This window comes from Citrobacter portucalensis, assembly GCF_023374935.1.
GTDB classification, from domain to species: Bacteria; Pseudomonadota; Gammaproteobacteria; order Enterobacterales; family Enterobacteriaceae; genus Citrobacter; species Citrobacter portucalensis.
Window position 1 is genome coordinate 4786828 of record NZ_CP092466.1, and the last position, 22328, is coordinate 4809155.

Genomic DNA, 22328 nt, shown 5'->3' on the forward strand with positions numbered 1-22328 from the left:
CAAGGTTAGGGCAGATTTGTAAGCCTGATAAGCGTAGCGCATCAGGCACGGCGCACATTGCCGGATGGCGGCGCAAGTGCTTTATCCGGCCTACGGTCGGTTTCATAACGCACGCTGAACCGCTGCCGACGCCGGTAGGCGTAAACATCTTCCACGTGACCGTGTTTGATGCGCGTCTGTAGGCCGCGCCAGTAGTCAGCGCTGAACAGGTCAGCGTGCATCTCTTCAAATAGCGGCCCGATACGCGGATCGGCACATAGCCAGTGACGAAACTCTTCCGGGAAGACATCTCCCGGCGATACGCTGTACCACGGCTCAGCGCTCATCTCATCTTCCGGGTAGCGTGGCGGCGGGATATGACGGAAATTCACCTCCGTCATGTAGCAGATTTCATCGTAATCGTAGAACACCACACGCCCGTGACGGGTCACGCCGAAGTTCTTAAATAGCATATCGCCGGGGAAAATATTGGCGGCGGCCAGCTGACGAATGGCGTTGCCGTACTCTTCAATGGCATCGCGCAGTTGCTGACCTTCGACCTGCTCCAGCCAGATATTCAGCGGCACCATCCGTCGTTCAATATACAGATGGCGAATGACGATCTGATCGCCGAGATCGGTAATTTTTTCCGGGGCTTCCTGCAATAACAGCGCCATCAGCGCCGGATCGATTTGCCGTTTCTCCAGCACAAAATTCTCGAATTCCTGGGTGTCAGCCATCCGCCCAACACGATCGTGTTCTTTGACCAGTTGATAGCAGGCGCGGACGTGGGCGGCAGACACCTCTTTTTGCGGGGCAAATTTGTCTTTGATGATTTTAAACACTCGGTCAAAACCCGGCAGCGTAAACACCAACATCACCATGCCGCGGATCCCTGGTGCTTCAATAAATTGCTCATCGCAATGGGCAAGATAGAGCAGATATTCGCGGTAACTTTCGGTCTTCGCGTGTTTCTGACAGCCAATCGCCATGTACAGTTCGGCGGTGGTTTTACCGGGCAGGATCTCGCGCAGCCACTCCACCAGCGCCGCGGGCAAAGGGGCGTAAACCATAAAATAGGAGCGGGCGAAGCCAAACACAATGCTCGCCTCCGCCGTCGTGGTCAGACAGGTATCGACAAACAATTCGCCTTCATCAGTCCGGTGGATTGGCAGTAAAAACGGTAGCGTCCCCGAAGGAGTAATCAGCTTACCGACCAGCCAGGCAGCCTTGTTGCGATAAAACAGTTCGTTCGCCACCTGTAAATGGCAGCCGGGCAACACATCCGCTCCCAGGGTTTCGGTCAGGTATTCGATGATGTAGTGGATATCACGATGTTTGTTCTGCCACGGCAGACGCAGGGGCAGATCGCTAAGAACGCGCGTCAGCAGCCACTCCCAGCCGGTATCCGGAAAAAAGTCTTTCGCCAGCGGACGTGGGATCGTGCGAAAACGGCGCTCTGGCTGAGAACTGAAAATAAACAGCCGCTCGGGAGTCAGCGAGCGGTGGTCAAATAACCGACAGTAAACGGAGTTAAAGAAACTCTCCGCAATCTCGAAGCGCGGGTAATCCGGCAGTAGCCGGGTGTAATGCTCTTTCACGCGAAGTAAAAAATCCGCGTCGGTACTTTTGCCGTCAGTAATGCAGCGCAACTGCTCCACCACCAGACCTACGTGATGATCGTAAAGGTGAATACGGCTTTTCATCGCCTGCTGAACCGCATGCCAGTCGGCATGTTCAAAACGCTGCTGCGCGCCGGAGGTGACTTCCAGAAAACGCCCGTACTGGGCGTCGAAACCTTGCAAGATAGTCTGAGCAATCAGTAATTCCAGGCCACGCGTCATCAATGTCTCCCATCCGGCACAACGTCATGCCGGATGGCGCGTTCGCTTATCCGGCCTACATCCCTTCGTAGGCCCGGTAAGCGCAGCGCCACCGGGCATTAATCAAAACTGCGATTCTTCGGTCGAGCCAGTCAGCGCGGTCACCGAGGAAGCTCCGCCCTGAATGATGGTGGTGACTTTGTCGAAGTAACCTGTGCCCACTTCCTGCTGATGGGAGACGAAGGTGTAACCGTCTTTAGCTGCCGCAAATTCTGGCTGCTGAACCTTCTCAACATAGTGGCGCATGCCTTCACCCTGCGCATAGGAGTGCGCGAGGTCGAACATGTTGAACCACATGCTGTGGATACCCGCCAGGGTAATGAACTGGTATTTGTAACCCATATCCGACAGCTGCTGCTGGAAGCTGGCAATGGTTTTGTCATCCAGGTTTTTCTGCCAGTTAAACGACGGCGAGCAGTTGTAGGCCAGCAGCTTGCCTGGGAATTTCGCGTGAATCGCATCGGCAAAACGCTTCGCCAGTTCGAGGTCCGGCGTGGAGGTTTCACACCACACCAGATCCGCATACGGTGCGTAGGCCAGACCACGGCTGATCGCCTGCTCAATACCCGCATGCGTACGGTAGAACCCTTCGCTGGTACGTTCGCCAGTGATGAATTCGCTGTCGTATGGGTCGCAATCAGACGTAATCAGATCGGCTGCGTCGGCATCGGTACGTGCAATCACCAGCGTCGGCACACCCATGACGTCGGCTGCCAGACGGGCGGCCACCAGTTTCTGGATAGCTTCCTGAGTCGGAACCAGCACTTTGCCGCCCATGTGACCACATTTTTTCACCGATGCGAGCTGATCTTCGAAGTGAACGGCCGCTGCACCAGCCTCAATCATCGATTTCATTAGTTCAAACGCGTTCAGTACGCCGCCAAACCCTGCTTCCGCATCGGCAACGATCGGCAGGAAGTAATCGACATAGCGAGGATCGTTCGGCTCAATACCGGTTGACCATTGGATCTGATCGGCGCGACGGAATGTGTTGTTGATCCGATCCACCACCGCCGGGACAGAGTTCGCCGGATACAGCGATTGGTCCGGGTACATGCTGGATGCCAGGTTGGCATCTGCCGCCACCTGCCAGCCTGAAAGGTAGACCGCTTCAATACCGGCTTTCGCCTGCTGCAGCGCCTGACCGCCGGTCAGCGCGCCGAGGCTGTTGATATAACCTTTCTTCGATTCGCCGTGCAGCAGACGCCACATTTTCGCCGCGCCAAGCTGCGCCAGCGTGCATTCCGGGTTGACCGAGCCACGTAATTTCACCACTTCCTCCGCGCTATATGGACGGGTGATGCCTTCCCAGCGCGGTTGAGTCCATTCTTTCTGTAATTCTTCGATTTGTTGAGTACGGGTTTTCATGTGCAGATGCTCCATATTGTTATGCGGTGAATTACGCCAGCAGGCGGTAGCCTGGCAGGGTCAAGAAATCGATCAGTTCATCAGAGGTAGTGATTTGCTCCATCAGGCGCGCGGCATCGTCAAAACGCCCGCTGCTGTAGCGGTGTTCGCCCAGCTCGTCCTGAATCACCAGCATCTCTTCGGCCAGCATCTGACGGAACAGCGGTTTGGTAACCGGCTTGCCGTTGCTGAGCGTCTTCTCGTGGTGGATCCACTGCCAGATGGAGGTACGGGAGATTTCGGCGGTGGCCGCGTCTTCCATCAGACCGTAAATCGGTACGCAGCCGTTACCGGAGATCCACGCTTCGATGTACTGCACCGCGACACGGATATTGGCGCGCATGCCTTCTTCAGTACGCTCACCTTCACAAGGTGCCAGCAGTTGCTCTGCGGTAATCGGGGCATCTTCTTCACGGGTCACGAACAGCTGATTTTTGTTTTCACCGAGTACGTCGTTGAACACCGCCATGGCGGTATCTGCCAGTCCCGGATGGGCAATCCATGTGCCGTCATGACCGTTATTTGCTTCCAGTGCTTTGTCCGCTTTTACCTTGGTCAGAACCTGGTTGTTACGTTCCGCATCTTTGCTGGGAATGAACGCTGCCATGCCGCCCATCGCGAATGCGCCACGTTTATGACAGGTTTTAATCAGCAGACGCGAATAGGCGCTGAGGAATGGTTTATCCATCGTCACCACCTGACGGTCCGGCAGCACGCGATCCGGGTGGTTCTTCAGTGTTTTGATATAGCTAAAAATGTAGTCCCAACGACCGCAGTTCAGACCCACAATGTGGTCACGCAGGGCGTGCAGAATTTCGTCCATCTGGAAGACGGCAGGCAGCGTTTCAATCAGCAGGGTCGCTTTAATGCTGCCGCGCGGCAGGTTAAAGCGGTCCTCGGCATAGCTGAACACTTCGCTCCACCATGCCGCTTCTTGCCATGCCTGCGTTTTTGGCAGATAGAAATAAGGGCCGCTGCCTTTCGCCAGCAACGTTTTGTAGTTGTGGAAGAAATAGAGGGCAAAGTCGAACAGGCTGCCCGGGATGGATTCGCCACGCCAGGTGACGTGTTTTTCCGGCAGGTGCAGACCACGAACGCGACATACCAACAGAGCCGGATTAGGTTTGAGCTGATAAATTTTACCCGCTTCGTTGGTGTAGCTAATGGTGCCATTGACCGCATCGCGCAGGTTGATCTGCCCGTCGATAACTTTGCTCCACTCAGGAGCCAGTGAATCTTCGAAGTCGGCCATAAAGACTTTGACGTTCGCGTTCAGCGCGTTGATGACCATCTTGCGCTCAACGGGTCCGGTGATCTCTACGCGGCGATCCAGTAAATCATCAGGAATTCCGCGAATTTTCCAGTTACCTTCACGAATGGAAGCTGTTTCCGAAATAAAATCAGGCAACTTACCGTCATCAATATCCTGCTGCTGCTGGATACGTGCAGCCAGAAGTTTATTCCGCTTTGGCGTAAATCTTGTCACCAGTTCAGTCAGAAACTCCACTGCTTCAGCGGTCAGAATTTGCTGTTCCTGTTCGCCAAACGGCCTGGTGAAGACCAGTTCATCGGTTGTCGTTGCCTGTTGATTCATTGCGTAGTTCCTCGTCATTGATCCAAACACATCCCCAATGCGAACGAAGGATCGTTGTGCGCTTTTCGTTCAGCACAACTAAGACTACTCATTTAAATTTCAAAATCAAAAACAATTTCCATTTTTAATTTAATTATCAATTAACCTGTTGATAACAATATAAATAAAATTTAATTACACGATGAGGTGCGTTTCGGAAATAAAAAAGGCACCCGAAGGTGCCTGATTCAATATGCTGAAACGCTTAAGGATCGTCTGCTACAGAAGATTAATCCAGCGTTGGATTCATGTGACGCAGATCATATGGCGTGATCTGGTAGACGTAATAGTTGAGCCAGTTGGTAAACAACAAATTACCGTGGCTACGCCAGGTTGCCCGCGGTTTGTTTTGCGGGTCATCTTTCGGGAAATAGTTATAGGGTACTTCCGGCGATAAGCCCGCTTCGACGTCACGAAAATATTCGCTGCCAAGTGTGTGGTCGTCATACTCAGGATGACCCGTCACGAAGGCGATACGTTTGTCTTTGCTGGCAAACAGGTAGGCATCTCCCTCTTCGGTTTCAGCAAAGATCTCGAGATCGGTGTAGTCGCGGATAAGCGCTGCAGGGAAATCAGCATAGCGGGAATGCGGGGCCAGGAACGCATCATCGAATCCACGCGTCAGTAGCGCATGAGGGTGCAGAATATGGTGCTCATAGACGCCTGAGAGTTTGTCCGTGCGGGTTTGCTTGGGAATTCCGTACAGGATATTCAACGCGGCCTGCACCGCCCAACAGACAAATAGCGTCGAGGTAACGTGATCTTTGGCCCATTCAAGCACTTGTTTAATCTGCGGCCAGTAAGCCACATCATTAAATTCAACCAGACCCAACGGCGCGCCGGTCACGATCAATCCGTCAAAGTTCTGATCGCAGATATCCTCGAAATTACAGTAGAAGTTATTCAGATGCTCCGTTGGGGTGTTGCGTGACTCGCGGGCATCGATGCGCAATAGCTGAACATCAACCTGCAGCGGTGAGTTAGACAGTAAGCGCAGGAACTGGTTTTCCGTTTCAATCTTCTTGGGCATCAGGTTGAGGATGAGCACCTTCAGTGGACGAATTTCCTGACCGGAAGCGCGGGATGTCGTCATCACGAAGACGTTTTCCTCACGCAAAAAATTGACGGCGGGTAGCTCGTCCTGCACGCGAATTGGCATAACCTGATAACCTCACAACATACGTTTAAACGTTTAGACATCCAGATAGCTGAAGATACCCAGGAATCATGCGAATGTCGAGCTTGCATCCTCAAGTTGAGAAAGTTTCACGGCTCCTTGCTGTAGAATAGTGCAGTAAAGAAAAAAAGGAGAATGCTATGAACCTTACCATTCGTCGTTCGCGTCAGGACGAAGGAGATAAGTTAGTTTCTATTTGGTGTCGCTCAGTAGATGCCACGCACCATTTCCTCTCTGCGGATTATCGGATTGAGCTGGAGGAGCTGGTACGTTCATTTTTACCAGAAGCCCCTCTGTGGGTTGCAGTGACAGAACAGGATGAGCCCGTCGCTTTTATGCTCCTGACCGACCAGCATATTGATGCTTTGTTTGTCGATCCGGATGTGCGTGGTAGTGGTGTTGGTAAACTGCTGATTGAACATGCTTTATCAATGAGTTCAACGCTAACAACCAACGTTAACGAGCAGAATGAGCAGGCGGTTGGATTCTATAAGAAGATGGGATTTAGCGTGACGGGACGTACAGAGGTGGACGATCTCGGACGACCGTACCCGTTACTCAACCTCGTACGCGGGTAGCAGGACTAGCTTTTGTAGGCCGGATAAGGCGATATGCCGTATCCGGTAGTGTGCAGACGTGTTGCCTGATGCGCTGCGCTTATCAGGCCTACTGAAACGCATTCACTGACGGGCTTTTGTAGGCCGGATAAGGCGGTACGCCGCATCCGGCGGTTTTCATCCCGCACAGACGCAAAAAAGCCCATCCGTCAGGATGGGCTTCTTCACTAAATTTGATGCCTGGCAGTTCCCTACTCTCGCATGGGGAGACCCCACACTACCATCGGCGCTACGGCGTTTCACTTCTGAGTTCGGCATGGGGTCAGGTGGGACCACCGCGCTACAGCCGCCAGGCAAATTCTGTCTATCAACACGCTTTTGCATGTCGATGTAATCTGTAATCAGGCTGAAAATATCTCTCTTCGCCAAAACATCTTCGGCGTTGTAAGGTTAAGCCTCACGGTTCATTAGTATCGGTTAGCTCAATGTATCGCTACACTTACACACCCGACCTATCAACGTCGTCGTCTTCAACGTTCCTTCAGGACCCTTAAAGGGTCAGGGAGAACTCATCTCGGGGCAAGTTTCGTGCTTAGATGCTTTCAGCACTTATCTCTTCCGCATTTAGCTACCGGGCAATGCCATTGGCATGACAACCCGAACACCAGTGATGCGTCCACTCCGGTCCTCTCGTACTAGGAGCAGCCCCCCTCAATTCTCCAGCGCCCACGGCAGATAGGGACCGAACTGTCTCACGACGTTCTAAACCCAGCTCGCGTACCACTTTAAATGGCGAACAGCCATACCCTTGGGACCTACTTCAGCCCCAGGATGTGATGAGCCGACATCGAGGTGCCAAACACCGCCGTCGATATGAACTCTTGGGCGGTATCAGCCTGTTATCCCCGGAGTACCTTTTATCCGTTGAGCGATGGCCCTTCCATTCAGAACCACCGGATCACTAAGACCTGCTTTCGCACCTGCTCGAGCCGTCACTCTCGCAGTCAAGCTAGCTTATGCCTTTGCACTAACCTCCTGATGTCCGACCAGGATTAGCTAACCTTCGTGCTCCTCCGTTACTCTTTAGGAGGAGACCGCCCCAGTCAAACTACCCACCAGACACTGTCCGCAACCCGGATTACGGGTCTACGTTAGAACACCAGCCATTAAAGGGTGGTATTTCAAGGATGGCTCCATGCAGACTGGCGTCCACACTTCAAAGCCTCCCACCTATCCTACACATCAAGGACCAGTGTTCAGTGTCAAGCTATAGTAAAGGTTCACGGGGTCTTTCCGTCTTGCCGCGGGTACACTGCATCTTCACAGCGAGTTCAATTTCACTGAGTCTCGGGTGGAGACAGCCTGGCCATCATTACGCCATTCGTGCAGGTCGGAACTTACCCGACAAGGAATTTCGCTACCTTAGGACCGTTATAGTTACGGCCGCCGTTTACCGGGGCTTCGATCAAGAGCTTCTCCTTACGGATAACCCCATCAATTAACCTTCCGGCACCGGGCAGGCGTCACACCGTATACGTCCACTTTCGTGTTTGCACAGTGCTGTGTTTTTAATAAACAGTTGCAGCCAGCTGGTATCTTCGACTGATTTCAGCTCCATGAGTAAATCACTTCACCTACATATCAGCGTGCCTTCTCCCGAAGTTACGGCACCATTTTGCCTAGTTCCTTCACCCGAGTTCTCTCAAGCGCCTTGGTATTCTCTACCTGACCACCTGTGTCGGTTTGGGGTACGATTTCGTGTTACCTGATGCTTAGAGGCTTTTCCTGGAAGCAGGGCATTTGTTACTTCAGCACCGTAGTGCCTCGTCATCACACCTCAGCGTTAAAAGGTACCGGATTTACCTGGAACCTCCGCCTACATGCTTAAACCGGGACAACCGTCGCCCGGCTAACATAGCCTTCTCCGTCCCCCCTTCGCAGTAACACCAAGTACAGGAATATTAACCTGTTTCCCATCGACTACGCCTTTCGGCCTCGCCTTAGGGGTCGACTCACCCTGCCCCGATTAACGTTGGACAGGAACCCTTGGTCTTCCGGCGTGCGGGTTTTTCACCCGCATTATCGTTACTTATGTCAGCATTCGCACTTCTGATACCTCCAGCATGCCTCACGACACACCTTCAACGGCTTACAGAACGCTCCCCTACCCAACAACACATAGTGTCGCTGCCGCAGCTTCGGTGCATGGTTTAGCCCCGTTACATCTTCCGCGCAGGCCGACTCGACCAGTGAGCTATTACGCTTTCTTTAAATGATGGCTGCTTCTAAGCCAACATCCTGGCTGTCTGTGCCTTCCCACATCGTTTCCCACTTAACCATGACTTTGGGACCTTAGCTGGCGGTCTGGGTTGTTTCCCTCTTCACGACGGACGTTAGCACCCGCCGTGTGTCTCCCGTGATAACATTCTTCGGTATTCGCAGTTTGCATCGGGTTGGTAAGTCGGGATGACCCCCTAGCCGAAACAGTGCTCTACCCCCGAAGATGAGTTCACGAGGCGCTACCTAAATAGCTTTCGGGGAGAACCAGCTATCTCCCGGTTTGATTGGCCTTTCACCCCCAGCCACAAGTCATCCGCTAATTTTTCAACATTAGTCGGTTCGGTCCTCCAGTTAGTGTTACCCAACCTTCAACCTGCCCATGGCTAGATCACCGGGTTTCGGGTCTATACCCTGCAACTTAACGCCCAGTTAAGACTCGGTTTCCCTTCGGCTCCCCTATTCGGTTAACCTTGCTACAGAATATAAGTCGCTGACCCATTATACAAAAGGTACGCAGTCACACCCCAAAGGGTGCTCCCACTGCTTGTACGTACACGGTTTCAGGTTCTTTTTCACTCCCCTCGCCGGGGTTCTTTTCGCCTTTCCCTCACGGTACTGGTTCACTATCGGTCAGTCAGGAGTATTTAGCCTTGGAGGATGGTCCCCCCATATTCAGACAGGATACCACGTGTCCCGCCCTACTCTTCGAGTTCACAACACATGCACTTTTGTGTACGGGACTTTCACCCTGTATCGTGCGACTTTCCAGACGCTTCCACTAACACACATGCTGATTCAGACTCTGGGCTGCTCCCCGTTCGCTCGCCGCTACTGGGGGAATCTCGGTTGATTTCTTTTCCTCGGGGTACTTAGATGTTTCAGTTCCCCCGGTTCGCTTCATTACGCTATGTATTCACGTAATGATAGTGTGACGAATCACACTGGGTTTCCCCATTCGGAAATCGCCGGTTATAACGGTTCATATCACCTTACCGACGCTTATCGCAGATTAGCACGTCCTTCATCGCCTCTGACTGCCAGGGCATCCACCGTGTACGCTTAGTCGCTTAACCTCACAACCCGAAGATGTTTCTTTCGATTCATCATCGACTTGCAAAAATTTGAGAGACTCGAACACACCATTTTTCATTTCTTATTACGGAGAAATGAAACAGTGTGTCGTTTCAATTTTCAGCTTGATCCAGATTTTTAAAGAGCAAAACTTCTTAATGCACTCGAAAGTACATTCAGAAGTTCATCATTCATCAGACAATCTGTGTGAGCACTACAAAGGCAGGTTCTTTAAGGTAAGGAGGTGATCCAACCGCAGGTTCCCCTACGGTTACCTTGTTACGACTTCACCCCAGTCATGAATCACAAAGTGGTAAGCGCCCTCCCGAAGGTTAAGCTACCTACTTCTTTTGCAACCCACTCCCATGGTGTGACGGGCGGTGTGTACAAGGCCCGGGAACGTATTCACCGTGGCATTCTGATCCACGATTACTAGCGATTCCGACTTCATGGAGTCGAGTTGCAGACTCCAATCCGGACTACGACATACTTTATGAGGTCCGCTTGCTCTCGCGAGGTCGCTTCTCTTTGTATATGCCATTGTAGCACGTGTGTAGCCCTACTCGTAAGGGCCATGATGACTTGACGTCATCCCCACCTTCCTCCAGTTTATCACTGGCAGTCTCCTTTGAGTTCCCGACCGAATCGCTGGCAACAAAGGATAAGGGTTGCGCTCGTTGCGGGACTTAACCCAACATTTCACAACACGAGCTGACGACAGCCATGCAGCACCTGTCTCAGAGTTCCCGAAGGCACCAAAGCATCTCTGCTAAGTTCTCTGGATGTCAAGAGTAGGTAAGGTTCTTCGCGTTGCATCGAATTAAACCACATGCTCCACCGCTTGTGCGGGCCCCCGTCAATTCATTTGAGTTTTAACCTTGCGGCCGTACTCCCCAGGCGGTCGACTTAACGCGTTAGCTCCGGAAGCCACGCCTCAAGGGCACAACCTCCAAGTCGACATCGTTTACGGCGTGGACTACCAGGGTATCTAATCCTGTTTGCTCCCCACGCTTTCGCACCTGAGCGTCAGTCTTTGTCCAGGGGGCCGCCTTCGCCACCGGTATTCCTCCAGATCTCTACGCATTTCACCGCTACACCTGGAATTCTACCCCCCTCTACAAGACTCTAGCCTGCCAGTTTCGGATGCAGTTCCCAGGTTGAGCCCGGGGATTTCACATCCGACTTGACAGACCGCCTGCGTGCGCTTTACGCCCAGTAATTCCGATTAACGCTTGCACCCTCCGTATTACCGCGGCTGCTGGCACGGAGTTAGCCGGTGCTTCTTCTGCGAGTAACGTCAATTGCTGCGGTTATTAACCACAACACCTTCCTCCTCGCTGAAAGTACTTTACAACCCGAAGGCCTTCTTCATACACGCGGCATGGCTGCATCAGGCTTGCGCCCATTGTGCAATATTCCCCACTGCTGCCTCCCGTAGGAGTCTGGACCGTGTCTCAGTTCCAGTGTGGCTGGTCATCCTCTCAGACCAGCTAGGGATCGTCGCCTAGGTGAGCCGTTACCCCACCTACTAGCTAATCCCATCTGGGCACATCCGATGGCAAGAGGCCCGAAGGTCCCCCTCTTTGGTCTTGCGACGTTATGCGGTATTAGCTACCGTTTCCAGTAGTTATCCCCCTCCATCGGGCAGTTTCCCAGACATTACTCACCCGTCCGCCACTCGTCACCCAAGGAGCAAGCTCCTCTGTGCTACCGTTCGACTTGCATGTGTTAGGCCTGCCGCCAGCGTTCAATCTGAGCCATGATCAAACTCTTCAATTTAAAAGTTTGATGCTCAATGAATTAAACTTCGTAATGAATTACGTGTTCACTCGTTGAGACTTGGTATTCATTTTTCGTCTTGCGACGTTAAGAATCCGTATCTTCGAGTGCCCACACAGATTGTCTGATAAATTGTTAAAGAGCAGTTGCGACGCGCTTTAGCGCTCTGTCGCGAGGTGGCGTATATTACGCTTTCCTCTTTCAGAGTCAACCCTCATTTTCAGGTTTTTCTCTTCAACCGAACCGGCTGTTTGTGTGAAGTGATTCACATCCGCCGTGTCGATGGAGGCGCATTATAGGGAGTTTCCTGCGGCCCGCAACCCTTAAATGACAGAAAAATGACTGACTGCTGCATTCCACAGCGAAACCCCGCTTTATACCCATTTACACACAGAGTTATCCACAAACCACACGATCGTTTCTACGATCCTCTCGTTATATCAGCCTCCTTCAACAGAAAAAGAAGAGGTCAAAATCGAAAATTAAAAATTCGCGAGCGTTGCGCAAACGTTTTCGTTACAATGCCCCCGCAAAACAAGGATGCCCCGTAAGGGGCGTTAGCTGAGTTTTTAGCCAAGAATTCACCTAACGCTCTCTGTAATAGTCAAATCCAGGGGATTTACCATGCAACAACGTCGTCCAGTCCACCGCGCTCTGCTCAGTGTTTCTGACAAGGCCGGTATCATCGAATTCGCTCAGGCACTTTCCGCACGTGGTGTGGAATTGCTGTCTACAGGTGGCACTGCGCGCCTGCTAGCGGAGAAAGGTCTGCCAGTGACCGAAGTTTCCGATTACACCGGCTTCCCGGAAATGATGGATGGACGCGTGAAGACCCTGCATCCGAAAGTCCACGGCGGCATTCTTGGTCGTCGCGGTCAGGATGACGGAATTATGGAACAGCACGGTATCGCCCCTATCGATATGGTGGTTGTAAACCTGTATCCGTTCGCCGAGACAGTGGCACGCGAAGGCTGCTCGCTGGAAGATGCGGTAGAGAACATTGATATTGGCGGCCCTACCATGGTGCGTTCCGCTGCCAAGAACCATAAAGACGTAGCGATCGTTGTGAAGAGCAGCGACTACGACGCCATTATTAAAGAGATGGATGCCAACGAAGGCTCCCTGACTCTGGAAACCCGCTTTGACCTCGCGATTAAAGCCTTCGAACACACCGCCGCCTACGACAGCATGATTGCCAACTACTTCGGCAGCATGGTTCCGGCTTACCACGGTGAGAGCAAAGAGGCCGCCGGTCGTTTCCCACGTACGCTGAACCTGAACTTCATTAAGAAGCAGGATATGCGCTACGGCGAGAACAGCCACCAGCAGGCTGCCTTCTATATAGAAGAGAATGTTAAAGAAGCGTCCGTTGCCACCGCGCAGCAGGTACAGGGCAAAGCGCTTTCCTACAACAACATCGCCGATACCGACGCGGCGCTGGAGTGCGTGAAAGAGTTCAGCGAGCCAGCCTGTGTGATCGTTAAGCACGCTAACCCGTGCGGCGTGGCGGTAAGTACCTCTATTCTCGACGCTTACGACCGCGCCTATAAAACCGACCCGACCTCCGCATTCGGCGGCATCATCGCTTTCAACCGCGAACTGGATGCCGAAACCGCGCAGGCAATTATCTCCCGTCAGTTCGTGGAAGTGATCATCGCCCCGTCCGCAACCGAAGACGCACTGAAAATCACCGTCGCCAAACAGAACGTTCGCGTTCTGACCTGCGGTCAATGGGCACAGCGTGTACCGGGCCTCGACTTCAAACGCGTTAACGGCGGTTTGCTGGTTCAGGACAGGGATCTGGGGATGGTGAGCGAAGGCGAACTGAGCGTGGTGTCCAAACGTCAGCCGACCGAGCAAGAGCTGCGCGATGCACTGTTCTGCTGGAAAGTCGCCAAGTTCGTGAAATCCAACGCCATTGTTTATGCCAAAGAGAACATGACTATCGGCATAGGCGCAGGCCAGATGAGCCGCGTGTACTCCGCAAAAATCGCCGGGATTAAAGCGGCTGACGAAGGTCTGGAAGTGAAAGGCTCTGCAATGGCCTCTGACGCCTTCTTCCCGTTCCGCGATGGTATTGATGCTGCCGCCGCCGTTGGCGTGAGCTGCGTTATCCAGCCAGGTGGTTCTATCCGTGATGACGAAGTCATTGCCGCTGCCGATGAACACGGTATCGCGATGATCTTTACCGACATGCGCCACTTCCGCCATTAATCCACGGAGCAGACGATGAAAGTATTAGTGATTGGCAACGGCGGGCGCGAGCACGCCCTGGCCTGGAAAGCCGCACAGTCCCCGCTGGTTGATACCGTTTTTGTTGCACCAGGTAACGCGGGCACCGCACTGGAACCAGCACTGCAGAACGTGGCTATCGGCGTCACCGATATTCCAGCTCTGCTGAGCTTTGCCCAGAACGAGAAAATTGACCTGACCATCGTCGGCCCGGAAGCGCCGCTGGTGATTGGCGTGGTCGATGCGTTCCGCGCCGCTGGCCTGAAGATCTTCGGGCCAACCGAAGGTGCTGCACAGCTGGAAGGCTCCAAAGCCTTCACCAAAGATTTCCTCGCCCGTCACCAGATCCCGACGGCGGAATATCAGAACTTCACTGAGATTGAGCCAGCGTTGGCCTATCTGCGTGAGAAAGGCGCGCCGATCGTCATCAAAGCTGACGGCCTGGCTGCTGGTAAAGGCGTTATCGTGGCGATGACGCTGGAGGAAGCAGAAGCCGCCGTTCATGACATGCTGGCAGGTAACGCTTTTGGCGATGCGGGCCACCGTATCGTGATCGAAGAGTTCCTCGACGGCGAAGAAGCGAGCTTTATCGTAATGGTCGACGGCGAGCACGTGCTGCCGATGGCCACCAGCCAGGACCACAAACGCGTAGGCAACGGCGACACTGGCCCGAACACCGGCGGTATGGGTGCTTACTCACCAGCACCGGTGGTAACTGATGAAGTGCATCAGCGCACCATGGAACGCATTATTTGGCCAACCGTAAAAGGTATGGCGGCGGAAGGGAATACCTACACCGGTTTCCTGTACGCGGGTCTGATGATCGACAAACAGGGCAATCCGAAGGTTATCGAGTTCAACTGCCGCTTCGGCGATCCGGAAACCCAGCCGATCATGCTACGCATGAAATCGGACCTGGTGGAGCTTTGCCTGGCCGCCTGCGACGGCAAGCTGGATGAGAAAACCTCCGAGTGGGACGAACGCGCCTCGCTGGGTGTCGTCATTGCTGCCGGAGGTTATCCGGGCAACTACAACACCGGAGATGAGATCCACGGTCTGCCGCTGGAAGAAGTAGAAGACGGAAAAGTGTTCCATGCGGGCACTAAACTCGCCGAAGACGATCGCGTGCTGACCAGCGGCGGTCGCGTGCTGTGCGCCACCGCCCTGGGTCATACTGTGGCTGAAGCGCAGAAACGCGCTTACGCCCTGATGACCGACATCCGCTGGGATGGCAGCTTCAGCCGTAACGACATCGGCTGGCGCGCCATTGAACGCGAGCAACGCTAACGCGAAATTTTCGCCAGCAGCGTTTTACGCGTAATGCCTAACTGACGGGCGGCTTCCGTTTTATTGCCGCCCGTTTTTTCCAGCGCCGCCAGAATCACCTCTTTTTCGACATCCACCAGCGGTTGGATCTCGCCACTGAACTCCGTTTTTATCGGCGTCGCGGCAATCGCCATCGGCAGCTCGCGTTCGGAAATATATTCTCCCGTCAGCAGCACCACCGAGCGCTCAATCGCATTTTCCAGCTCACGAATATTGCCCGGCCAGTCGTAGTGGATCAGCAGATCCATCGCCTGCGGAGTAAAGCCTTTCACCGCTTTACGGTTACGCGCGGCAAAACGCTGGAGAAAATGTTCGGCTAACAGCGGAATATCTTCCCGGCGCTGGCACAGCGCTGGCATTTCAATGGTGACGACGTTCAGGCGATAGTAGAGATCCTGACGAAAGCGCCCGGCACTGACTTCCTCGGCCAGATTACGATGCGTGGCGGCGATCAGCCGGACATCAACCGCAATAGTCTGATTGCTACCAACACGCTGCACTTCTCGCTCCTGGATAGCCCGCAGCAGACGCACCTGCATCAGCGGTGAAATATCACCGATTTCATCAAGAAATAACGTGCCGCCATCGGCTTCCACAAAGCGACCTTCCCGCCGTTTATCCGCCCCGGTAAACGCCCCTTTCTCGTGACCAAAAAGTTCGGACTCCAGCAGCGATTCATTAAGCGCCGCGCAGTTGAGCGTCACCAGCGGTTTATCGCGACGGGCGCTGCTGGCATGCAGCGCCCGGGCCACCAACTCTTTCCCCGTACCGGAGTCTCCGTGAATAAGCACCGTAGCATCCGAGGGCGCAACCATCGCGATTTCATTGAGCAACTTCTGCATCGCCGGACTGCTGCCAATCATGCCAAACTGCGCAGCCGACGCCGATGGCAGTTCAGCGCCCGTTTCCCGCGTATGCGCCAGCGCCTTTTCCAGCGTCTCCTGCAGACGGTCAAAATCCAGCGGCTTGATTAAGTAGTCCAGCGCCCCGGTTTTAAGCGCCTCAACGGCGGTCTCCACACTGGAGAACGCCGTCATGATCAAGACCGGAATCGCCGGATTCAGCGCTTTAACCTCTTTCAGCGTTGCGATGCCGTCCATCTCCGCCATGCGTACATCACACAGCACTAAATCAAATACGCGTTCGCGCACCTGTTCCAGCGCCGCTCGCCCGCTATAGGCCAGCGCGACCTCATAACCCCAGCCGCGCAGCAGCGCCTGTAAAATGGTGCAGTGGCTGATATCGTCATCTACCACCAGAATATTGATTTTTCCGCGCGTCATCCTTGTTAATCCTGTTGTTTCGCTTTGGTCGGCAGCCAAAGGGTAAAGGTCGCGCCTTTGCCCTCAACGCTTGCCACCTGAATGGTGCCACCGTGCTGTTCGATAATGTTCTGCACTACCGCCAACCCGAGGCCGGTTCCGTCAGCTTTGGTCGTATAGTAAGGCGTAAAAATGGCCTCCAGCTGTTCCGCCGCAATCCCCTTCCCACTATCGGTAACCACAATTTTAACGCGATCGCCGCTGCTTTCATTCGCTTCAACCGTGATCGTGCCCTGACGACCAATCGCATGAATGGCGTTCAGATACAGATTCAACAAAACCTGAGTCAGTCGGTCAGGATCGGCCTGGATAGCGGGCAGCGTAGAATTGGCCGAAAAGCGGAGCTGGATTTCCCGGCTTGCCGCATCCTGACTCACCAGGTGTAATGAGTGGGTGATAACCTCATTAAGATTCACCTGTTGCAGCGTCAGATGCGCAGGTTTCACCAGCTCCAGCAACTCGCTCACCACCCGATTTAAACGATCCGCCTCTTTCGCCATCACCTGTGCCAACTCGTGCGACTCGCCTCCTGCCGGGGTTCGCTCGGCAAAATACTTCGCTAACCCTTTGATCGATGAAAGCGGGTTACGAATTTCATGCGCCACCCCAGCCGCAAGATGACCGAGCGCTAACAGTTTTTCTTTACGCTTCATCGCATCCTGGAGTTCTTTGTACGAACGCTGATAGCGCTGATACCAGAAGAACGTCAGCACGGTGGCCAGCAACACAGCCGCCAGCGCAGAGAGGACTATCAGTGTGTTACGCCACTCCCTTGCCTGAGTCGCTGTCAGATCGCTGGCATCAAAGGCGATAAATATGGTTTGTGCTGGGGAGATAAGCTGCCCGTCATTGCTGGCACAGCGCGCCATGCCGTGGCGTCCTGGACCATACATCGGCTGAAACTGGCGATAAATTTCCAGTGCTGGCGTTTTTTCACCATCCCTCGCTGGAATTTCAATATTCCGCCAGCTTTCTTGCTCCCCAGGACTAAGCTGTCGCAGGACATCCGATGAATAGAGCGTTTTGCCGACCATCGCGGAATTGCTGTGGGTAATAATGACACCATGCTCATCGACGACAGCAAACCATAGCACGCCAGGCTGTACAGCCATTTCCTCCAGTAGCGTCTGCTGCTGGGCATGATGCATGCGCATCCCCATGCCTACGCGCGTACCAGACTCCAGAGCGCGAATGAGCACACTGCCTTTTTCCAGTAGCGTTTGCCGCGCGGCGCCACTTTCCCGCCCATAGTCCCGAATGGTCATAATCGAAAACCAGCCGACCAAAACCAGGATTGCCGCCAGCAAGAGTCGGCTCAACCACTTTGCCACCGTATCCTTATAAAGACGCATACGCTCTCCCTTCACCCCGCTTGTTCCTTTCATCGTTGCAGGTATACAGCAGAAATCATGCCATTTTTTCCCCCTGATAACCCTGCCCTCAGACACAAACAGCTGAAAGTAACGGGTAAAAATGACTCGCTGGCGCGTTCTGGCGAGTCATTTTTACTCGTTTCCCTGCAAAGACGGCGGGTACAACGCCCGCAGGACTCGGATTGCCGCTTTGGCACGGAAGATGCAAAAGGGAATGTAAGCTAACCAACAGGAGAACGAACGATGAAACGGAACAACAAACTGGCACTGATTGCACTTTCTCTTATCGCACTTGGCTCCACCCCGGTACTGGCACAGAATCACTGGGGATATGGTGATGGAATGCAGCAACGGGGCACGCCAATGACCGCTGATCAGCAGGCTGCCGCACAGAAAATCTATGATGATTATTATTCCCAGACCAGCGCGTTGCGCCAACAGCTGACATCCAAACGTTATGAGTACAATGCTCTATTAACGGCCAGCTCGCCGGACACGGCAAAAATTAACGCCGTTGCAAAAGAGATGGAAGCGTTGAATCAGTCTCTGGACGAGCAGCGCGTTAAACGTGATGTCGCAATGGCGCAGGCTGGCGTGCCACGTGGCGCGGGAATGGGCTACGGCGGATGCGGCGGTGGCGGTAACCATCGCGGCGGCGGTCATATGGGAATGGGCCACTGGTAAAAGACTTAATGCCTGATGACGCTATACGGATCAGGCCTGCTGGCTACCTGTCTTCAGGTTTTCAGAAAGTTTTGGCTGTAGGCTGCCAGTGACAAAAATCTTCATTGGCGACCAGCAGTAGCTGCGACCCTTCGGGCGCTTCCAGCCATGCCACACTCACCTCTACGGATGAATGTCTCTGGCGGCGCTCGATATGGTTTATCGCCCACGACTCCAGGTCTGGCTTCAGCGTTTCACCTTCACAGGTTGTGACCGTGTTATCCGCATGCCAACGTCCCTGACGCAATATCACCCGTCCCTGACGCAGCGCATCGCTGGTCTGGCGAATTTGATCGGCACGATAGCGGTAAAGCGCGATTTGATCGCTGGAAAGCTGCTGCTTTTGCCCGTCGACTTCACGCTGCATGAAGCTCAGTTCGCCCCGGTCATCGAAGCGTATACGGACATGTTCAGCCGGTTTACTGTAAACGTTGAGTTCTATCAGAGAGAGCGAATCACCCTGCCAGCGGTATTCACTGGTAGTGGTTTCGCCTTTACGCCACGGACTAAATACCGAGAGCAAGTGAACATCGTCACCGGAGTCTTTACGCCAAATGCGTACCGCCCCCTGATCGCCAACATAGCCGCTGGCCGTGAAAGGAGGAAGCTCAGAATGGCTACCGCAGGCAGACAGTAACAGAACACCTGAAAGCCAAAGCGTATGACGCCAGATGGACAAAAGGGGCGAAACCGCCCCTTCGTTAAAACTGTTCACTGCCACGCGAATTACTTAACCGCGTCTTTCAGTGCTTTACCAGAAACAAATGCCGGTACGTTAGCTGCGGCGATTTTGATTTCTTTACCGGTCTGCGGGTTGCGGCCAGTGCGCTCAGCACGGTGGTTCACTTTGAAGGTACCGAAACCAACCAGTTGTACAGCATCGCCTTCTTTCAGAGACTCAGTAATAGCAGCCAGAGTGGATTCCAGAGCAGCTTTAGCCTGTGTTTTAGACAGTTCTGCTTTGTCTGCAATTACATCAATCAGTTGAGTCTTGTTCATAAGTTATCCTTACAATGTGTTTATCGCTTGCTAAGCATCGAGTGCGACGGAAATGCCAGAAAAGCACTCTCCTGCATACACGCACCGATAGCCACTTTTTTTCGCCCCCCAAATGTAGACCAGACCGGGGGCGGATGGGAAGCCTTCAGGCACGACAAATCAGGCGTTAAATCACGTTTTGTGGTGTCATTGCTGAAAATTTATACCAATATTGCTCTCGCCAGCCTCGCGCAGGTCTGCACGCAGCCCTTTTATCAGCTCAATATCGCGTTCTTCACAGTCGGCTAAAAGTCGGAAAATTTCCCACTGAATATCCCATTCTTGCTCAACGGCAGGGTTCTCTTTGAGCTCTTCATCGGTCATTTCGCGACCAGCCTGAGTCATTTCCAGCATCGCAACCGTCGTAATCGAAGCCTTACTCACTTCGATTGCATGCTCCAGCGTTTCACCGCTAAGACGCGAATGCATCAGCTCGCTTAATGCCACACAAGCATCAATCGCCGGATAAACACCGTACAGATCGTAATCGTCTGCAGAAGGAATGGCCTCTTCAAATTTTTCCAGCTGGCTGTCGAAATTGATTTTCGCGTCTTTAACCGTCAGCGCTTCCCAAATCAGATCCAGAATTCGGCGGTAAATCTGTCCATCGCCAAATTCAGTTTGCTTGCAGAACATGGCGTAGTTTGGGTACATGCGTTCGCACAGACAGGCCATAAACGTGACGTGCTGCCAGCTTTCCAGCTTCTCCAGACGCAGGTGAATCGGATTTTGTAACATGATGAGTTCTCAAATACGGAAATTAGCCGCAGTTTACCCGATATAGGGCGTTTTTGCTGCAAGCCGAGTAAAAGCCGGGCGTTCGGATGCTACCGCATCTGCCCAGCGTGTTGGTTCCGGCAAACGATAGCCGTTCATACAGCGTTGAACCCACGCCAGTGCGCTGTCCATACTCACGCGGTGACCCGTAGAAATAAACAACGGGTTACAGCGCGCTTTGCTGCGCCAGACCCATGCCAGTTGTTCGCCTTTATCCAGCAACGGCGCTAGCGCACCAGGTTCAGCAGCGAGCGGTTCAAACTTGCCGCACAGCCGCTTTTTCGCCACGCCGATCGTCGGGACATCCACCAGCAGACCAAAATGGCTGGCCACGCCCAGACGACGCGGGTGAGAAATGCCATGCCCGTCAACGAACAGCAGATCTGGCTTGTGCGAGAGCAGTTGCCAGGCGGCCATCAGCGCGGGAGTTTCACGAAAGGAGAGAAAACCGGGAATGTAGGGCATGGTGGTGGCGATACGCGCCACCTTGTATTCGACCAGTTCAAGCGTGGGATACTTCAGCAAAACCATTGCGGCTCGCGTCACTTCGCCACCCTGCTCAAACCCAACGTCCGCCCCGCCGATCAGATCCGGCGGATCGTTCTTCAGACGATCCTCGCGGATCACTGAAGAAGCCAGTTCAAGCTGCTGCGCGCGTAATGACGCGAGATCCATGATAACTCCTTAGCGGTGGTACTGTTCGGACAACCGATGTACCGCCTCCACAAAGACACCCGCATGTTCTGGCGGGACGTCCTGATGAATGCCGTGTCCCAGGTTAAAGACATGCCCTTCACCCTGACCGAATCCGGCCAGAATTGTCGCCACCTCTTCTTCGATGCGGGCTGGCGGCGCATACAGCATGGACGGATCCATATTGCCCTGGAGCGCCACTTTATGACCTACACGACGACGCGCATCGGCAATGTCAGTGGTCCAGTCGAGACCTAACGCATCACAGCCGGTTTCCGCCATCGCTTCCAGCCACTGACCACCGCCTTTGGTAAACAGCGTCACCGGTACGCGACGACCTTCGTTCTCGCGCAGCAGGCCATCAACGATTTTGTGCATGTAGTACAAAGAGAACTGCTGATAGTCGCGACCGGTCAGCACGCCACCCCAGGTGTCGAAAATCATCACCGACTGCGCACCCGCTTTGATCTGCGCGTTCAGGTACAGCGTGACGCTCTTCGCCAGCTTATCAAGCAGCAGATGCAGCGCTTTAGGATCGGCGTACATCATCTTTTTAATCACGGTGAAGGCTTTGCTGCTGCCGCCTTCAACCATGTAGGTCGCCAGCGTCCACGGACTACCGGAGAAGCCGATCAGCGGCACTTCGCCTTTCAGTTCACGGCGGATAGTACGCACCGCGTTCATCACGTACCCCAGCCCATCTTCCGGGTCAGGGATCGGCAGTTTGTCGACGTCAGCCTTGCTGGTAATCGGAGAGGTAAAGCGTGGACCTTCTCCTGCTTCAAAATACAGCCCGAGTCCCATCGCATCCGGGATCGTCAGGATATCCGAGAAGAGGATCGCGGCATCAAGTTTATAGCGACGCAGCGGCTGCAACGTGACTTCGCAGGCCAGCTCGGCATTTTTGCACAGCGCCATAAAATCGCCCGCTTCGGCACGGGTAGCTTTGTATTCCGGTAGATAGCGGCCTGCCTGGCGCATCATCCATACCGGAGTGACATCAACGGGCTGGCGCAGCAGCGCACGCAGATAACGATCGTTCTTCAGTTCGGTCATTTTTGCAGTTCCTTATTGCGTC

16 protein-coding genes and 3 rRNA genes are annotated in these 22328 nt (G+C 53.7%); 5 read left to right on the forward strand and 14 right to left on the reverse strand.

Annotation, left to right across the window (positions count from 1 at the left end; all coding sequences use genetic code 11):
• Positions 1-41: 41 nt before the first annotated feature.
• The 4 genes from aceK to metA all read right to left on the reverse strand — a co-directional run bounded on the left by aceK (position 42) and on the right by metA (position 6061).
• A complete protein-coding gene (aceK, locus tag LY264_RS23095; RefSeq protein ID WP_048227502.1) occupies positions 42-1823 on the reverse strand; it encodes a bifunctional isocitrate dehydrogenase kinase/phosphatase in 1782 nt (593 codons plus the stop codon).
• 102 nt (positions 1824-1925) lie between these two features.
• Positions 1926-3230, reverse strand: coding sequence for an isocitrate lyase (gene aceA, locus LY264_RS23100; protein ID WP_003031609.1), 1305 nt, complete (start codon positions 3228-3230; stop codon positions 1926-1928).
• A gap of 31 nt (positions 3231-3261) precedes the next feature.
• Entirely contained in the window at positions 3262-4863 is a 1602-nt protein-coding gene (gene aceB / locus LY264_RS23105) for a malate synthase A (protein ID WP_071692185.1), read from the reverse strand.
• 268 nt (positions 4864-5131) lie between these two features.
• Positions 5132-6061 carry a homoserine O-acetyltransferase MetA gene (metA, locus tag LY264_RS23110; RefSeq protein WP_003826503.1) on the reverse strand — a complete coding sequence of 310 codons (930 nt, stop codon included), beginning with the start codon at positions 6059-6061 and terminating at the stop codon, positions 5132-5134.
• A 158-nt stretch (positions 6062-6219) separates the two neighbouring features.
• On the opposite strand from metA, the gene LY264_RS23115 reads away from it, so the two are divergent.
• Complete coding sequence (locus LY264_RS23115; protein ID WP_003826501.1) at positions 6220-6657, forward strand: acetyltransferase; 438 nt, start codon at positions 6220-6222, stop codon at positions 6655-6657.
• A gap of 217 nt (positions 6658-6874) precedes the next feature.
• Here LY264_RS23115 and rrf read toward each other — a convergent pair.
• From rrf to LY264_RS23130, 3 genes are all read right to left on the reverse strand, one after another.
• Positions 6875-6990: ribosomal RNA gene (rrf, locus tag LY264_RS23120) — 5S ribosomal RNA — on the reverse strand.
• 92 nt (positions 6991-7082) lie between these two features.
• Positions 7083-9989 (reverse strand): 23S ribosomal RNA (locus LY264_RS23125).
• Positions 9990-10224: 235 nt separating this feature from the next.
• Positions 10225-11766: ribosomal RNA gene (locus tag LY264_RS23130) — 16S ribosomal RNA — on the reverse strand.
• The 16S, 23S and 5S rRNA genes sit together here, the layout of an rRNA operon.
• A 624-nt stretch (positions 11767-12390) precedes the next feature.
• Between LY264_RS23130 and purH the strand changes: the two genes are divergently transcribed.
• Positions 12391-13980: a bifunctional phosphoribosylaminoimidazolecarboxamide formyltransferase/IMP cyclohydrolase gene (gene purH, locus LY264_RS23135; RefSeq protein ID WP_071692375.1), complete on the forward strand. Its 1590-nt coding sequence runs from the start codon at positions 12391-12393 to the stop codon at positions 13978-13980.
• 15 nt (positions 13981-13995) lie between these two features.
• The gene (purD, locus tag LY264_RS23140; RefSeq protein WP_048227505.1) at positions 13996-15285 is read left to right on the forward strand and encodes a phosphoribosylamine--glycine ligase; all 1290 of its coding nucleotides are present in this window, start codon (positions 13996-13998) and stop codon (positions 15283-15285) included.
• Here purD and zraR read toward each other — a convergent pair.
• Both zraR and zraS read right to left on the reverse strand, forming a co-directional pair.
• The gene (zraR, locus tag LY264_RS23145; RefSeq protein ID WP_048227506.1) at positions 15282-16607 is read right to left on the reverse strand and encodes a sigma-54-dependent response regulator transcription factor ZraR; all 1326 of its coding nucleotides are present in this window, start codon (positions 16605-16607) and stop codon (positions 15282-15284) included. The two genes, purD and zraR, sit on opposite strands and share 4 nt — an antisense overlap.
• A 5-nt stretch (positions 16608-16612) precedes the next feature.
• Complete coding sequence (zraS, locus tag LY264_RS23150) at positions 16613-17998, reverse strand: two-component system sensor histidine kinase ZraS (RefSeq protein WP_048227507.1); 1386 nt, start codon at positions 17996-17998, stop codon at positions 16613-16615.
• 57 nt (positions 17999-18055) lie between these two features.
• Between zraS and LY264_RS23155 the strand changes: the two genes are divergently transcribed.
• Positions 18056-18244 (forward strand): hypothetical protein, encoded by a 189-nt coding sequence (locus LY264_RS23155; protein WP_048227508.1) that lies wholly within the window; start codon positions 18056-18058, stop codon positions 18242-18244.
• Positions 18245-18262: 18 nt separating this feature from the next.
• Positions 18263-18703 (forward strand): zinc resistance sensor/chaperone ZraP, encoded by a 441-nt coding sequence (zraP, locus tag LY264_RS23160; RefSeq protein ID WP_048227509.1) that lies wholly within the window; start codon positions 18263-18265, stop codon positions 18701-18703.
• 61 nt (positions 18704-18764) lie between these two features.
• On the opposite strand, the gene LY264_RS23165 is transcribed toward zraP, so the two are convergent.
• The 5 genes from LY264_RS23165 to hemE all read right to left on the reverse strand — a co-directional run bounded on the left by LY264_RS23165 (position 18765) and on the right by hemE (position 22306).
• Positions 18765-19457: a DUF1481 domain-containing protein gene (locus tag LY264_RS23165; RefSeq protein WP_032945667.1), complete on the reverse strand. Its 693-nt coding sequence runs from the start codon at positions 19455-19457 to the stop codon at positions 18765-18767.
• Positions 19458-19468: 11 nt separating this feature from the next.
• Entirely contained in the window at positions 19469-19741 is a 273-nt protein-coding gene (hupA, locus tag LY264_RS23170) for a nucleoid-associated protein HU-alpha (RefSeq protein WP_001044509.1), read from the reverse strand.
• Positions 19742-19927: 186 nt separating this feature from the next.
• Positions 19928-20518, reverse strand: a complete 591-nt coding sequence (locus LY264_RS23175) for a YjaG family protein (RefSeq protein ID WP_003842015.1) — start codon at positions 20516-20518, stop codon at positions 19928-19930.
• A 33-nt stretch (positions 20519-20551) separates the two neighbouring features.
• The gene (gene nfi, locus LY264_RS23180) at positions 20552-21232 is read right to left on the reverse strand and encodes a deoxyribonuclease V (RefSeq protein WP_008787113.1); all 681 of its coding nucleotides are present in this window, start codon (positions 21230-21232) and stop codon (positions 20552-20554) included.
• A gap of 9 nt (positions 21233-21241) precedes the next feature.
• A complete protein-coding gene (gene hemE / locus LY264_RS23185) occupies positions 21242-22306 on the reverse strand; it encodes a uroporphyrinogen decarboxylase (protein WP_003826889.1) in 1065 nt (354 codons plus the stop codon).
• Between the last annotated feature and the right edge of the window lie 22 nt (positions 22307-22328).

Bases quoted from the DNA above. Each gene is read 5' to 3' on its own strand.
- aceK (WP_048227502.1), bottom strand. From the start codon at position 1,823: ATGACGCGTGGCCTGGAATTACTGATTGCTCAGACTATCTTGCAAGGT.
- aceA (WP_003031609.1), bottom strand. From the start codon at position 3,230: ATGAAAACCCGTACTCAACAAATCGAAGAATTACAGAAAGAATGGACT.
- aceB (WP_071692185.1), bottom strand. From the start codon at position 4,863: ATGAATCAACAGGCAACGACAACCGATGAACTGGTCTTCACCAGGCCG.
- metA (WP_003826503.1), bottom strand. From the start codon at position 6,061: ATGCCAATTCGCGTGCAGGACGAGCTACCCGCCGTCAATTTTTTGCGT.
- LY264_RS23115 (WP_003826501.1), top strand. From the start codon at position 6,220: ATGAACCTTACCATTCGTCGTTCGCGTCAGGACGAAGGAGATAAGTTA.
- purH (WP_071692375.1), top strand. From the start codon at position 12,391: ATGCAACAACGTCGTCCAGTCCACCGCGCTCTGCTCAGTGTTTCTGAC.
- purD (WP_048227505.1), top strand. From the start codon at position 13,996: ATGAAAGTATTAGTGATTGGCAACGGCGGGCGCGAGCACGCCCTGGCC.
- zraR (WP_048227506.1), bottom strand. From the start codon at position 16,607: ATGACGCGCGGAAAAATCAATATTCTGGTGGTAGATGACGATATCAGC.
- zraS (WP_048227507.1), bottom strand. From the start codon at position 17,998: ATGCGTCTTTATAAGGATACGGTGGCAAAGTGGTTGAGCCGACTCTTG.
- LY264_RS23155 (WP_048227508.1), top strand. From the start codon at position 18,056: ATGCCATTTTTTCCCCCTGATAACCCTGCCCTCAGACACAAACAGCTG.
- zraP (WP_048227509.1), top strand. From the start codon at position 18,263: ATGAAACGGAACAACAAACTGGCACTGATTGCACTTTCTCTTATCGCA.
- hupA (WP_001044509.1), bottom strand. From the start codon at position 19,741: ATGAACAAGACTCAACTGATTGATGTAATTGCAGACAAAGCAGAACTG.
- LY264_RS23175 (WP_003842015.1), bottom strand. From the start codon at position 20,518: ATGTTACAAAATCCGATTCACCTGCGTCTGGAGAAGCTGGAAAGCTGG.
- nfi (WP_008787113.1), bottom strand. From the start codon at position 21,232: ATGGATCTCGCGTCATTACGCGCGCAGCAGCTTGAACTGGCTTCTTCA.
- hemE (WP_003826889.1), bottom strand. From the start codon at position 22,306: ATGACCGAACTGAAGAACGATCGTTATCTGCGTGCGCTGCTGCGCCAG.